The following is a 12,284-nucleotide window of genomic DNA, read 5'->3' as shown; positions in this document are numbered from 1 at the left end:
TGGCGGAAGCCTGAAAGGCATAATCTTGTCTATTTGGGGTCAGAGAGTGCGAATGTACAGGGCAGCGCGTGAAATACTGCCTGAAGTCATCGTCAATTTGGCTCTTGCAAGCCACAGAATATTCGCCATATGCAAATAAGAAAATTCAGACAGGATCAAAAACCAATGGCATTGCGGTTCATACATCTTACAGGCATGGCTTTGCTGCTAGGTTTGTCTTTGGCTGTCTCATTACCCGCAAAGGCACAGGAAAGCGCTGCAGATACGGTGCAGATTGTGGGCTTTGGTGACAGCTTGATGGCCGGATATCAGCTGGCGCAGACCGACGGTTTTACCGCCCAATTGCAGACAGCACTCAGTGAAGCCGGTTATAAAACCGCAGTTGCCAATGCCGGTGTTTCCGGCGACACCACCAGCGGCGGTCTGGCTCGCCTCGACTGGTCTGTGCCGGATGAAGCGCAACTGGTTATTCTGGAGCTTGGTGCGAATGATGCCCTGCGCGGCATTTCTCCTGAACTGACCGAGAAAAATCTCGACCACATGCTGGCGCGTTTAAAGGAACGCGGCATTCCGGTGTTACTCGCCGGTATGATTGCACCGCCGAATATGGGTGCCGATTATGCTGCCAAATTTAATCCGCTTTATCAGAAGCTCGCAGACAAATATCAGGTCAGACTTTACCCGTTCTTTCTTGACGGTGTGGCAGCCGACAAAAAACTGCTGCTGGAAGACGGAATGCATCCGAACCCGCAAGGTGTGAAGGTCATGGTTGCCAATATTCTGCCGGATGTGAAGGCCATGCTGGATCAGGAATCAATTGATCTCAACTGATCCTGTCAGGAAGATTATCAACAAGTGCGATTCATCTTCCTGACACAATCTGTATGATAGTTATTCAATCAGAAACACATGATCTGGTAAAAAGCCGCAAAACTTAACATGATCAGACAAAGTTTTGGGGCTTATCTCACAAAGCACTTGTGCAATGAGCAGATCGGTGGTTCGCTGTCAGTTAAGGCTTTACAAGCTGCTTCACTTGCAGGTTGAAGAGCCGCTCCAGATCAGACCGCAAGTCAATGGTGCTGGTTTGGAAAGAACCATATTTGAGACCATATCCCATTGAGGAGGATGCTATGCCGCGCCTTTTCACTGCCCTCGAAATCTCCCGGGATGCTGCCCTGTCACTCTCACTTTTGCGTGGCGGGCTTATCGGACCCAAAGGTTCTGTCCGCTGGATTGATCCGGAAAATTACCACATCACATTACGGTTTATCGGCGATGTCGAGGGTCATGTGGCCGATGAGATCGTTCACGCGCTTGACCGGATTGACCGGCCCGGCTTTACGCTGCAACTGACCGGCGTCGATGTGTTCGGCACCAAAAAACCGCATAGTATTTATGCCGGTGTTGCGCCGTCCCCTGAACTGCTGGCCTTGCAGGCAGAAATGGAACGGATCTGTCAGAGATTGCGGCTGCCGCCTGACCCGCGCAAATTTACCCCGCATGTCACACTGGCACGACTCAAAGGCCTGCCGGATATGCAGATTGCCCGTTATCTCTCGGAGCGGGGCAATTTCACCACGCTGCCGTTCAATGTCACCCGTTTTGTGCTGATGTCGTCGAAGGAATCCACCGGTGGCGGGCCTTATGTCACGGAAGAAGTGTGGCCGCTGCGCAAGCCTTCATTTAATGCGGGCTTTGAAGACGGAGCATCGCCTCTGCATTATCAGTTTCGTGCCGGTGCTGCAGAGTAATCTGCAGCATCCTGCTCAACAAAACGCTGCAGAGTAAGCTGCAGTACCATAATAGGCGAAGTGCTGCAGAGTGAGCAAAAAGCGGCAGAGTCATCTGCCGCTTTCTTATTAAGCCGTTTGTCGGCTAATGTCACATTATAACCTGTCGGCCAATGCCTCCGCCGCCTCCTGAACCATCCGGTAAACCCGCTCGAAATCAGCGGTACCGCCATAATACGGGTCAGGGATTTCTTCTCCGCGATCAGCGCTATTCCCCTCAAAACCGTCCCGTGCCACTGCGGTGAACAAGCCTGTCACCGCAGAACTGCCTGCTGGTGCAAGACGGTTGATTGTCATCAGATTATTCTGATCCATACCCAAAATCAGATCAAAGCGATTGAAATCCACAGCCCCAAGCTGGCGGCAGCGTTGTGCGGAAATATCAATTCCGTTTCTTGCCGCAACGGCAACAGAGCGCTCATCCGGAGCCTCTCCGGTGTGATACCCGTTGGTCCCTGCGGAATCGATCAGAAACTCCCGCTGCGGGAAGCGTTCCTGCAAAACGTTGCGCATAACACCCTCAGCCAGAGGAGAACGGCAAATATTACCAAGACAGATGAAAAGTATCGAAAATGGCTGCGACATACATTCCCCCCCGACATTCACACTATAAGACTTATAAGCAACGGATGCGGGCGTGTTTCAGCCTGTGCAATCATTGGATCAAGATTGGCACCCGATCAGAATTTGCTCTGATACAGCATCAATATAAAATGTGAAATGAACCGAAACTGTACAAAAAACAAGTTACGATAATTTAATCCGGTTTTATGCTAATATCCCCGTTCTAATATCCCTGTTTTTGACCGCCTCAGGAGTTTGCCATGTCCCGGACACCCCTCACCCGTGAAGAAATTTCAGCAGCCATGTCCGGCTTGTCCGGCTGGGAATTATCGGCAGATCACGGCTCAATCCGTAAAAACTTCAAATTCCGCGATTTCAATGCAGCCTTTGCCTTTATGACCCGTATTGCCATGGCCGCAGAAAAACTCGACCACCATCCGGAGTGGTCAAATACCTATAATAAGGTCGAAATTACCCTCACCACCCATTCGGCCAAAGGTCTGACAGCGCTGGATATGCGCATGGCGCAACTCATCAATGATTATGCTGGGTGATCCGTTTTCGGTACCGGCAACACTCCTGATATCTTGTAAAGGCGCTCAGGTCACACCATCTCTTTCCCAATGAGGATTTGCTATGGATGATGTCAAAATAGGTGAAATTTTGCAGCCGGGCTCAGAGCGCGAACAGGAAAGCCGTGCACAGCGTGTGCGCAAAAATTTCTGGAAGACCCTGAAAAAAACCGCAGGCAAAGTGCCTTTTACAGAAGATCTGGTCGCATCCTATTATTGCGCACTGGACACGAAAACACCTGCCCGTGTGCGTGCCACTTTGCTTGCCGCACTTGCTTATTTCGTGCTGCCTTTTGATTTTGTACCGGATCTTCTGGTCGGCATCGGCTTCACCGACGATATGGCTGTCTTAATGGCGGCGCTGGCCTCAGTACGCCGGCATATTACACCGGCGCATTATGCCGCCGCGCGGCAGTCATTAAGCCAGAACCCTGACGCGGAACCGCAGGAGCACTGACCTCTGTCCGTCTTCACAAATCGCTGATTTCAAAGAATACAGAATCAAAAAACCTGAGAACAAACTATCGCCGTTTTCCTGATGCTGAAGTCACGCATAAGGGCAAGTGAGTGAGAATTTCTGCATATTCTTCAGAAAAACCTCTCTTTTGCCTCAAAACTTCACGGTTTGGTAACCCAGATTAAGTCAAATTAAGACAAACAAACGGGACGTGCCTTAAACAGCATGTTTCCCGGATTTTGAGTTTGAAGCAAAACGAAAGAGAACCGGTAGGACCTATGCTTGGAAAATCGATCGTCGCGGCTTCTGTGTTCACAATGGCTATGGCAGGCAGTGCGCTTGCCCAGTCGCCGAGCCAGATCAGCCAATTCAACGCCTGGGGCGCATACAGCTATCAGTCGGGCAACGGTAAAGTATGTTATGTCCTGTCCGTCCCGACCCAGAAGCAGCCTGCATCTGTAGACCACGGAGATAATTTCTTCCTCGTCAGCCAGAAGCCAGGCCAGAACGTATCTTTTGAGCCGCAATTTATGGCCGGTTATGAATTGCAGGCCAATTCTAAAGTGACCGTCACCATCGGCAATGCGCGCTTTAATATGTTCACCAATGGTAAATCCGGCTGGATGGAAAATGCCGCAGAAGAACCAAAGCTGATTGCTGCCATGCGCGGCGGTGCGGATATGGTTGTAAATGCTGCATCAAAGCGTGGCACAAAAACCACCTATACCTATTCCCTGAAGGGCATTTCCGCAGCGCTCGCTGCAATTCAGAAATGCCGCTAAAGCGGGCTGGTCAGAAATGCCACAAAAGCAGGCTGGCCAGAAACACTGCTAAAGCAGGCAAAATCTGAAAAGTTTAAAAGCCGGATTTATGTCCGGCTTTTTTGCATTCCGGCGGTGCATACAAAAAGTCGCAAATCATAACCCTTGATAAAAGCGTGACGCAGCGCCATTTCCGTGCTATGAGGCCGCACTTCAGGGTATTCTTGCGGATCTCATCGCGAAAAACGCCCCCATTAAATCATGCAACAATGCCGCTTTATCAGTTTCCAATCAGGGCTTTTGTCCTTCTGATGCGGCTATGCAATTGTGAGCCTTAAGTAAAACCGATGTCTATTTCTTATGACCTTACCACGCCTCAGACCCGTGATGCACTGGCCGCCAATGCCCGTGCAATGCTGGCACCAAAGCCGACACTGATCGGTCTTTCCCGTGAGGAACTGGGTGAGGCCTTGCTGGAAATCGGCATTCCGGCCAAACAGATCAAAATGCGCGTCGCGCAGCTCTGGCATTGGCTCTATGTGCGCGGTGTTTCAGACTTTGCCGATATGGCGAATATCTCCAAAGACCTGCGCAGCGCTTTGACTGAGCATTTCACCATTGCCCGTCCGGAGGTTGTGGAAGAACAGATTTCCACCGATGGTACACGCAAATGGCTGTTCCGTTTTCCGCCGCGTGGCGCGGGACGTCCGGTTGAAATCGAATGTGTTTACATTCCTGAAGAAGGCCGCGGCACGCTGTGTATTTCCTCTCAGGTCGGCTGCACCCTCACCTGCTCTTTCTGCCATACCGGCACACAGAAGCTGGTACGCAATCTGACTTCAGAAGAAATCCTCTCGCAACTGCTCACTGCCCGTGACCGTCTCGGCGACTTCCCTGAAACCAACACACCGGATGGTGCGATTGTGCCTGCGGAAGGCCGCAAGATCACCAATATCGTGATGATGGGTATGGGCGAGCCGCTCTATAATTTTGAAGAAGTGAAAAAGGCACTGCTGATTGCCTCGGATGGTGATGGTCTGTCGCTGTCCAAGCGCCGTATCACACTCTCTACTTCCGGTGTTGTGCCGGAAATCTACCGCACCGGCGAAGAAATCGGCGTAATGCTGGCTATTTCGCTCCATGCCGTGCGCGATGATCTGCGTGACATGCTGGTGCCGATCAATAAGAAATACCCGCTGGAAGAGCTGATCAAAGCCTGCCGTGCCTATCCGGGTCTGTCCAATGCCAAGCGCATCACCTTTGAATATGTGATGCTCAAAGACGTCAATGATAGTCTGGAAGATGCCAAGAAACTGGTGCAGCTGCTCAAAGGTATTCCGGCTAAAATCAATCTTATTCCGTTCAATCCGTGGCCGGGCACCAATTACCAATGCTCCGATTGGGAACAGATTGAACGCTTTGCCGATTATGTGAATGCAGCGGGCTATGCCTCGCCGATCCGCACACCGCGCGGCCGCGATATTCTCGCCGCCTGCGGTCAGCTGAAATCGGAATCCGAACGGATGCGTAAAACTGATCGTCTGGCGCTGGAAGCTATGATGATCGCCAATCACGGTGAAGATTAAACGGCACCCTACCTATTCAATACATCCCGAAAAACAATTCCAGAGTGGACTTGATAGAACAAACTATTAATCACTCTGGAAGTATATAGTTACATGCATAATTTTACGCTGCGATGCAATGTAAATCTAATATTAGTTAATTAAAGTAACCTTGCACTAAAAAATTCCGCTTATTTCCATGTAAAACGGATGCAAAATGATCACCATAACGAATTTAACTGCACGTATTTTCGTAATACTTACAGGATATTTTCTTGCCGTATCTGCTGCAGTTGGCTCATTAGGATTTATAAATGTTATCTTTATAAACCCTTCTATGGGAGGGAATAATATTTTAGGACTTTTAGGAATTGCATTAATTTCAGTATTTTACAGCTACGTTACTTGGCCATATACAATTCTTCCAGCATTGCTTATTGTCGTTCTTGGAGAATTATTCTCAAGAAGAGATAAATTATTTTACATTTTAGCTGCAATTACTATGAACCTGTTTCTTTATGCAGCTTACTCAGATTCTGGAAATCAAGGCGGTAGTATAATCGCCATTTTAGCAAAAATTTTATTCAGTGGTTTTATTGGTGGCCTAACATACTGGATGATTGCAGGTCGATGGACAAATATTCCATCACAACGAGAGTAAAATAATACACTATAATTTAAAGAAACAACCTTCAATTCAATCAAAGATACATTCAACATGGATAAAAGCCTGCAACTGATCGGCCGGTTCACAGTCATCATCTTTGGCTATGGCTGTGCTGTTCTGGTTGCGGGTCTTTTTCTGAATATTATGCTGATCTCCACCACCGGCATGCTGCCGGATATCATCAATGATGGTTTTGAATATGGCTTCGGCGCGGGACTATTCGTTGCCACGCCATTCATGGCGATGATTATCGGTTATCTCGCCTTCTGGCCTGCACTTGCAGCTATTGCCATCGGTGAATATTTCAACAAACGCGACAGCCTGTTTTACAGTCTCTGTGGTTTGGCAGCCGGCATTATTCTCTTCGTGACAGGTTTTCAGCCCGATGTGAAAAATACTGACGAAGCCATGATGATGATGAGCTGCGCAGCCGCAGGAATTATCGGCGGTTTTACCTATTGGCTGATAGCCGGACGCTGGAGCAATCTGGTTTCCGGCAAAGAAACACCGGAAACCAAATAATTTTTCTTTTCACGCATGTCTTTATCCCAAAACCGGCATCCGCTTTTGGGAGACATACTATAAATTATTTGCCTTCAGCCAGCAGAATTTTCAGCGCAAAAACTGAGAACACACCCGCAAAAACATAATCCACCCAGCGTGTGACCGTCGGATTTTTCTTCAGGAGTCCGGCAAATTTATCTGCCGCCAAAATCATCGGCACCACTACCGGCAGGCTGAGCGGGATGAAAGACAGGCCGAGGAAAAACAGTTTCCCCGGTGCATGCGGATCATGCGCTGTCACGAATTGCGGCAGGAAGGTCATGTTGAACAGAATGATCTTCGGGTTGAGCAGGTTAATCCCTAAGCCCGTCGCCCAATTCTGAAACAGCGTATGTTTTTTGCCGCTGCTTTTTTCCGGCGAAAAGGCAGAACCTTTACGCAGCGCCTGAATAGCCAAAAACACCAGATATCCGGCACCAACAACTTTCAGCACCCAGAAGGCACTTGGTGACGCAATAATCAGCGCAGACAAACCAATCGCCACCATTGTGGTATGGATGACGATGCCGCTGGAAGCGCCCGCAAGACAGGCAAAACCTGCTGCCTTCCCTTCAGATAAGGCACGACCAACAAACAGTGTCATATCCGGGCCCGGTGTGATCGACAGGATAAATGTCGCAATAGCGAACTGAACCAGAACCGGCCAGTCCGGAATAAAAGTCAGAGAATTTAAGAATGACATGCATGCGCCCCGAAGCGGTTAAGTTTGGCCAAACTAACGCAGAATTTGTTTCTGCGGAACCGGATTTACACGGGCATATCTAAAATTTAACAATCTCACGACTGTGCCATTAAGACGGCTTGCTTCACACTATTGAGATGATAAAAGAAATATCAGAATTTCATCGCTGCAAAGCGAAAAACACTCAGATGCCGTACCGGCTCGTACTGGATGCATAAAATGAACAACTGGAAAGACGTTAAAAAAGTCGTGCTCGCTTATTCCGGCGGTCTCGATACTTCTATCATTCTGAAATGGCTGCAGACCGAGCTCGGTGCTGAGGTTGTGACTTTCACTGCTGATCTCGGTCAGGGTGAAGAACTGGAACCGGCACGCAAAAAAGCTGAAATGCTCGGTATCAAAGAAATCTTCGTTGAAGATGTCCGTGAAGAATTCGTCCGCGATTTCGTTTTCCCGATGTTCCGCGCCAATGCAGTTTATGAAGGCGTTTACCTGCTCGGCACCTCGATTGCCCGTCCGCTGATCTCCAAACACCTCATCGAAATCGCCAAGAAAACCGGCGCGGATGCGATTGCTCATGGTGCAACCGGCAAGGGTAACGATCAGGTTCGTTTCGAACTATCAGCCTATGCACTGAATCCGGATATCAAGATTATCGCTCCTTGGCGCGACTGGTCGTTCAAGAGCCGTACAGACCTGCTCGATTTTGCTGAAAAGCACCAGATTCCTGTGGCAAAAGACAAGATGGGCGAAGCACCGTTCTCGGTTGACGCCAATCTGCTGCACTCTTCCTCGGAAGGTAAAGTACTGGAAGATCCGGCTGTTGAAGCGCCTGAATATGTGCATATGCGCACAATTTCACCGGAAGCTGCACCGGACAAGCCAACCATCATTAAAGTCGGCTTTGAGCGCGGTGATGCGGTTTCGATCAACGGCGTGCGCATGTCGCCTGCAACCCTGCTGGCTGCACTCAATGACTATGGCCGCGACAATGGTATCGGTCGTCTTGACCTCGTTGAAAACCGTTTCGTTGGCATGAAGTCCCGCGGCGTTTATGAAACACCGGGCGGCACTATCCTGCTGGCAGCACACCGCGCGATTGAAAGCATTACGCTGGATCGCGGCGCAGCGCATCTGAAGGATGAACTGATGCCACGCTATGCGGAGCTGATCTATTACGGCTTCTGGTTCTCGCCGGAACGCGAAATGCTGCAGGCTGCAATCGACCACAGCCAGCGTCACGTTGAAGGTGAAGTGACACTGAAGCTCTATAAGGGCAACGTGATTGTAACCGGCCGTGAAAGCGACAAGTCGCTTTATTCCGACAAGCTGGTGACATTTGAAGATGATCACGGGGCTTATGACCAGAAAGATGCTGCGGGCTTTATCAAGCTTAATGCACTGCGTCTGCGTACACTGGCAGCCCGCAACCGCGGCTAATCAGTTCAAGCACGAGAAAATAAAAACAGCCGGAGCAATCCGGCTGTTTTTTTTGTCTTGTTCAGATTAAAAGCGCGGCGTTGGATTTTGGTTATGGCGTGGCGAAAATGGTGATTTTCGAGAACCGGAGCGGAATGTACTTTAAGGTACATGAGCACCGGATCGGAGGAAATTACCATTTGCAGACCGCCAGAGCCGAAATCCTAAGAAATCTAGTGGACGGCGAGAAAGACAGCACTGTAATGGAGCGCCGCTCCCGCCACGACAAAGCCGTGCCAGATTGCATTCTGGAAGCGCAGGCGTTCCCAAACGTGGAAAATAACGCCGAGTGAATAAATAATCCCGCCGGCGGCGATCAGTACTACCACTTGCAGGGGCAGGAATTGCAACAGCTGATCATAGATCAACACACCGCTCCAGCCGAGCGCCAGATAGAGCAGGATTGCTAAGCGGTCAAAACGGCCGGGCATTGTCAGCTTCAGTGCAATACCACAAAACGCGATCAACCAGACTAAACCCAAATGCCAGCCAGCCCCCTCGCCCATTTTCATGATGAAGGGCGTATAGGTTCCGGCAATCAGCACATAAATCATGGAGTGATCGAAGCGGCGCAAAAACTGCTTCACCGGTGAGACCGGCCAGATATTATAAATTGCAGAAATCGTCAGGGCAGCCACGAGGCTCAGCACATAGATCAGCGCGGAAATATAAATCACCGGTGAAATCTGCCCTGCAAAATACCACAGCATCACGGCTGCGCCGCCAACGGCCATGGCCACACCCACAACATGGACGATGCCATCCGCCCATAATTCCGCCTTGTCATAGAGACGTGCAACGGAGGCTTCGGCCTTTTGTAAAATCTGGTTCATGGTGCCGCCTGCACAATTTCGGGGTGATGATAAAAAGCGAGGTCAAAATGAGTATGCGTCAGAATGATTATAGATTCATGACGACAAAATGACCTGCCTGTAAAATTACCAGATCAGAGCTGCAGACAATAAAAAACCGCCTGCTTCATTAGAAAACAGGCGGTTTTAAAACTTGCAAAATTTCAGATCAGCGGGTGCTGAAATCCCGTCTGTTCGGCTGCACACGCGATGTTTTTGCAGATTTAGCAACAGACTGCGTGACCATAGGATCGGTTTGCGCCACATCAACAGCATTGCCGGTTGCTGCGGCTGTCACAGCCTTTGCGGCTTCTGTAGCTTTGCCCGGCTCAATAAAAGCGGTGCGGATGGAGTTCGGGCCTTTACGCAGACCGGTTTCTTCCAGCAGACCTTTGCGCTTGGCATCATAATAATAACCGCGGGCATAGAATTTCACGGCCTGCGTTTCATTGCCACCGGCAACTTTATAGGCACCGGCCAGATATTTCACCGCATAACGCAGATTGGTATTGGCATTGAGCAGTCCCTGCGGGCTGCCATCATAGCCCATACCGCGTGCGGTAGCATGACTGATCTGCATCAGGCCGAAATACGGACCATTACGGGCAACAGGATTATAACGGCTTTCGCGCTGCACCACGCGGTGCACCAGACGCTCCGGCACCTGATAGGCTGCCGCATATTGGCCGATAAGATTATGCAGTTCCGGCTTGCTGTCTGCCGCGATCTCAGCGCGCTGCTCGACCAGATGGTTCGCAGTGCCGGATTTGGTAACGCCGGTATATTTCACTTCGCCCGGTGTATTATGTGCACCGGTTGCCAGAGATGGTGTTGCTGTTGCAATCAAAGCCTCTGTTGCGGTCTGACGGAATGCCGGTGTCGGCACGGAAGCCGGCAAAACCGGATCGCCTGCTTCTGTCACGGTCAGAGCGGCGACCTGTGCAGCATTGCCTTTTTCTGCCGCATAGGCAGAAGCTGCGATTGTGGCACCTTTTGCGCTGCCATCAGGATTAGCGTCGATAGAAGCAGCCTCTGCAGGCGCTCCGACGGCTGTCGCCATATCAGCCACGGCAACATCAACAGCCTGAGTTGTTGCCGAACTGGCAGCAGTTTTTGAATTATTGGTGGTGGTACAGGCCGACAAGGCCACAACACCGGAGAGCAGAACAGCAGAACGGAGAGCCAGAGCTGAAAATCGCATCAGGCACCCGTTTCGTTGTTGAGACGTTTTTCGAGTTCAACCAGATCTTCCGGCAATGGCAGACCACTGGCTCTCATCGCATTGAGCTTCTCACGAATGGACTCAGCCAGTTCATGCATGTCTTCCGGCTGGTTGACCATCTGCTCAAACAGTAAAGCGATTTCCGCCTTGATCTCTTCGAATGCCATCGGGCGATCCTTTTCGTTGTCTTCGTTTGCAGGCAGAACGAACCGCCGCCCGACAAACGTAAGAAGCCACACAGCAGAATGCATTGATTAAACGCAACCGGAAACTGTATCGCTCATGCAGTAGAAATCGTCATAGAATCCCGAAGATTGAGGATTCCATCTCATGGTTGATGAAATATTTACAGAGATTCCGCCCGTGAGACCAGCCGTAAAATGCAATCCGCGCCAAAAGGGTCAGACAACTTTTGTTGTCAGATGTCCGATAGCGTCAACGCTGCCCTCCAGAATATCGCCCCGCGCAACAGCGCCGACACCCGCAGGCGTGCCGGTAAAGATCAGATCTCCGGCCTGTAATTCATAGAGTGTGGAAAGAATTGCAATGGTTTCCGGCACTGACCAGACCAGCTGATTGATGTCGCCTTTTTGGACAGTTTTACCATTAATTTTCAGCCAGATAGCCCCATCCTGCGGATGACCGATACGGCTTGCAGGTACCAATGCAGAACAAGGAGCGGAATGTTCAAACGCCTTGCCCGTTTCCCATGGCCGTCCTTGTTTTTTGGCCTGCCCCTGCATGTCGCGCCGTGTCATATCCAGCCCGACAGCATAACCGTAAATATGGCTGTGCGCCTCGGTTGCCGGAATATTTTTTCCGCCTTTATGAAGGGCAACAACCAGCTCAATTTCATGATGCACGTCATTGGACAGCGGCGGATAGGGAAAATTACCGCCATCTGTCACCAGATTATCCGGATTTTTCTGGAAGAAAAATGGTGGTTCACGATCCGGATCATGACCCATTTCCCGCGCATGGTCTGCATAATTACGACCGACGCAATAAATACGGCGAACGGGAAAGCGCTGATCGCTCCCCTCAATCGGCAAGGTTACCGGCGGCTGGGCAGGAAAGATCAGCGTATCAGACATGGGCATTCTCTTA

The 12,284-nt window shown here is 50.2% G+C and carries 15 protein-coding genes; 9 read left to right on the top strand and 6 right to left on the bottom strand.

Annotation, left to right across the window (positions count from 1 at the left end; genetic code table 11):
• Nucleotides 1-165: 165 nt before the first annotated feature.
• Both K1X45_RS11230 and thpR read left to right on the top strand, forming a co-directional pair.
• Nucleotides 166-831 (top strand): arylesterase, encoded by a 666-nt coding sequence (locus tag K1X45_RS11230; RefSeq protein WP_213596100.1) that lies wholly within the window; start codon nt 166-168, stop codon nt 829-831.
• Between the two features lie 302 nt (nt 832-1,133).
• Nucleotides 1,134-1,754, top strand: a complete 621-nt coding sequence (thpR, locus tag K1X45_RS11225; protein WP_116086219.1) for an RNA 2',3'-cyclic phosphodiesterase — start codon at nt 1,134-1,136, stop codon at nt 1,752-1,754.
• Nucleotides 1,755-1,889: 135 nt separating this feature from the next.
• On the opposite strand, the gene K1X45_RS11220 is transcribed toward thpR, so the two are convergent.
• A complete protein-coding gene (locus K1X45_RS11220) occupies nt 1,890-2,378 on the bottom strand; it encodes a low molecular weight protein-tyrosine-phosphatase (RefSeq protein ID WP_220158854.1) in 489 nt (162 codons plus the stop codon).
• A gap of 239 nt (nt 2,379-2,617) precedes the next feature.
• Between K1X45_RS11220 and K1X45_RS11215 the strand changes: the two genes are divergently transcribed.
• The 6 genes from K1X45_RS11215 (at nt 2,618) to K1X45_RS11190 (ending at nt 6,901) form a co-directional block, all read left to right on the top strand.
• Nucleotides 2,618-2,911 (top strand): 4a-hydroxytetrahydrobiopterin dehydratase, encoded by a 294-nt coding sequence (locus K1X45_RS11215; protein WP_022710202.1) that lies wholly within the window; start codon nt 2,618-2,620, stop codon nt 2,909-2,911.
• An 82-nt stretch (nt 2,912-2,993) separates the two neighbouring features.
• On the top strand, nt 2,994-3,386 hold the full coding sequence (locus tag K1X45_RS11210; protein WP_022710203.1) for a YkvA family protein: 393 nt from the start codon (nt 2,994-2,996) through the stop codon (nt 3,384-3,386).
• A 278-nt stretch (nt 3,387-3,664) separates the two neighbouring features.
• Complete coding sequence (locus K1X45_RS11205) at nt 3,665-4,168, top strand: invasion associated locus B family protein (RefSeq protein WP_022710204.1); 504 nt, start codon at nt 3,665-3,667, stop codon at nt 4,166-4,168.
• Between the two features lie 326 nt (nt 4,169-4,494).
• Complete coding sequence (gene rlmN, locus K1X45_RS11200) at nt 4,495-5,733, top strand: 23S rRNA (adenine(2503)-C(2))-methyltransferase RlmN (protein ID WP_116086213.1); 1,239 nt, start codon at nt 4,495-4,497, stop codon at nt 5,731-5,733.
• Between the two features lie 196 nt (nt 5,734-5,929).
• Nucleotides 5,930-6,373 (top strand): hypothetical protein, encoded by a 444-nt coding sequence (locus tag K1X45_RS11195; protein ID WP_220158853.1) that lies wholly within the window; start codon nt 5,930-5,932, stop codon nt 6,371-6,373.
• A 57-nt stretch (nt 6,374-6,430) separates the two neighbouring features.
• The gene (locus tag K1X45_RS11190; RefSeq protein WP_220158852.1) at nt 6,431-6,901 is read left to right on the top strand and encodes a hypothetical protein; all 471 of its coding nucleotides are present in this window, start codon (nt 6,431-6,433) and stop codon (nt 6,899-6,901) included.
• A gap of 64 nt (nt 6,902-6,965) precedes the next feature.
• On the opposite strand, the gene K1X45_RS11185 is transcribed toward K1X45_RS11190, so the two are convergent.
• Nucleotides 6,966-7,625 carry a LysE family translocator gene (locus K1X45_RS11185; protein ID WP_220158851.1) on the bottom strand — a complete coding sequence of 220 codons (660 nt, stop codon included), beginning with the start codon at nt 7,623-7,625 and terminating at the stop codon, nt 6,966-6,968.
• Nucleotides 7,626-7,844: 219 nt separating this feature from the next.
• On the opposite strand from K1X45_RS11185, the gene K1X45_RS11180 reads away from it, so the two are divergent.
• On the top strand, nt 7,845-9,065 hold the full coding sequence (locus tag K1X45_RS11180; protein ID WP_116087138.1) for an argininosuccinate synthase: 1,221 nt from the start codon (nt 7,845-7,847) through the stop codon (nt 9,063-9,065).
• A gap of 212 nt (nt 9,066-9,277) precedes the next feature.
• Here K1X45_RS11180 and K1X45_RS11175 read toward each other — a convergent pair whose 3' ends face one another.
• From K1X45_RS11175 to K1X45_RS11160, 4 genes are all read right to left on the bottom strand, one after another.
• Nucleotides 9,278-9,937: a hemolysin III family protein gene (locus tag K1X45_RS11175; protein WP_022710209.1), complete on the bottom strand. Its 660-nt coding sequence runs from the start codon at nt 9,935-9,937 to the stop codon at nt 9,278-9,280.
• Nucleotides 9,938-10,124: 187 nt separating this feature from the next.
• Complete coding sequence (locus K1X45_RS11170; protein ID WP_220158850.1) at nt 10,125-11,156, bottom strand: lytic transglycosylase domain-containing protein; 1,032 nt, start codon at nt 11,154-11,156, stop codon at nt 10,125-10,127.
• Nucleotides 11,156-11,344: a hypothetical protein gene (locus K1X45_RS11165; protein WP_028233459.1), complete on the bottom strand. Its 189-nt coding sequence runs from the start codon at nt 11,342-11,344 to the stop codon at nt 11,156-11,158. The genes K1X45_RS11170 and K1X45_RS11165 overlap by 1 nt, the downstream gene beginning before the upstream one ends.
• A gap of 234 nt (nt 11,345-11,578) precedes the next feature.
• A complete protein-coding gene (locus K1X45_RS11160; RefSeq protein ID WP_220158849.1) occupies nt 11,579-12,271 on the bottom strand; it encodes a fumarylacetoacetate hydrolase family protein in 693 nt (230 codons plus the stop codon).
• Nucleotides 12,272-12,284: the final 13 nt, after the last annotated feature.

Source organism: Pseudochrobactrum sp. Wa41.01b-1, assembly GCF_019464455.1.
In the GTDB taxonomy this organism is placed as follows: domain Bacteria; phylum Pseudomonadota; class Alphaproteobacteria; order Rhizobiales; family Rhizobiaceae; genus Pseudochrobactrum; species Pseudochrobactrum saccharolyticum.
This window is presented reverse-complemented; position numbering and strand designations above follow the sequence as displayed.

Excerpts from the sequence above, each read along its gene's own strand:
- K1X45_RS11170 (WP_220158850.1), bottom strand. The coding sequence starts at position 11,156 with ATGCGATTTTCAGCTCTGGCTCTCCGTTCTGCTGTTCTGCTCTCCGGT.
- K1X45_RS11210 (WP_022710203.1), top strand. The coding sequence starts at position 2,994 with ATGGATGATGTCAAAATAGGTGAAATTTTGCAGCCGGGCTCAGAGCGC.
- K1X45_RS11205 (WP_022710204.1), top strand. The coding sequence starts at position 3,665 with ATGCTTGGAAAATCGATCGTCGCGGCTTCTGTGTTCACAATGGCTATG.
- K1X45_RS11220 (WP_220158854.1), bottom strand. The coding sequence starts at position 2,378 with ATGTCGCAGCCATTTTCGATACTTTTCATCTGTCTTGGTAATATTTGC.
- thpR (WP_116086219.1), top strand. The coding sequence starts at position 1,134 with ATGCCGCGCCTTTTCACTGCCCTCGAAATCTCCCGGGATGCTGCCCTG.
- K1X45_RS11175 (WP_022710209.1), bottom strand. The coding sequence starts at position 9,937 with ATGAACCAGATTTTACAAAAGGCCGAAGCCTCCGTTGCACGTCTCTAT.
- K1X45_RS11185 (WP_220158851.1), bottom strand. The coding sequence starts at position 7,625 with ATGTCATTCTTAAATTCTCTGACTTTTATTCCGGACTGGCCGGTTCTG.
- K1X45_RS11160 (WP_220158849.1), bottom strand. The coding sequence starts at position 12,271 with ATGTCTGATACGCTGATCTTTCCTGCCCAGCCGCCGGTAACCTTGCCG.
- rlmN (WP_116086213.1), top strand. The coding sequence starts at position 4,495 with ATGTCTATTTCTTATGACCTTACCACGCCTCAGACCCGTGATGCACTG.
- K1X45_RS11165 (WP_028233459.1), bottom strand. The coding sequence starts at position 11,344 with ATGGCATTCGAAGAGATCAAGGCGGAAATCGCTTTACTGTTTGAGCAG.
- K1X45_RS11180 (WP_116087138.1), top strand. The coding sequence starts at position 7,845 with ATGAACAACTGGAAAGACGTTAAAAAAGTCGTGCTCGCTTATTCCGGC.
- K1X45_RS11215 (WP_022710202.1), top strand. The coding sequence starts at position 2,618 with ATGTCCCGGACACCCCTCACCCGTGAAGAAATTTCAGCAGCCATGTCC.
- K1X45_RS11190 (WP_220158852.1), top strand. The coding sequence starts at position 6,431 with ATGGATAAAAGCCTGCAACTGATCGGCCGGTTCACAGTCATCATCTTT.
- K1X45_RS11230 (WP_213596100.1), top strand. The coding sequence starts at position 166 with ATGGCATTGCGGTTCATACATCTTACAGGCATGGCTTTGCTGCTAGGT.
- K1X45_RS11195 (WP_220158853.1), top strand. The coding sequence starts at position 5,930 with ATGATCACCATAACGAATTTAACTGCACGTATTTTCGTAATACTTACA.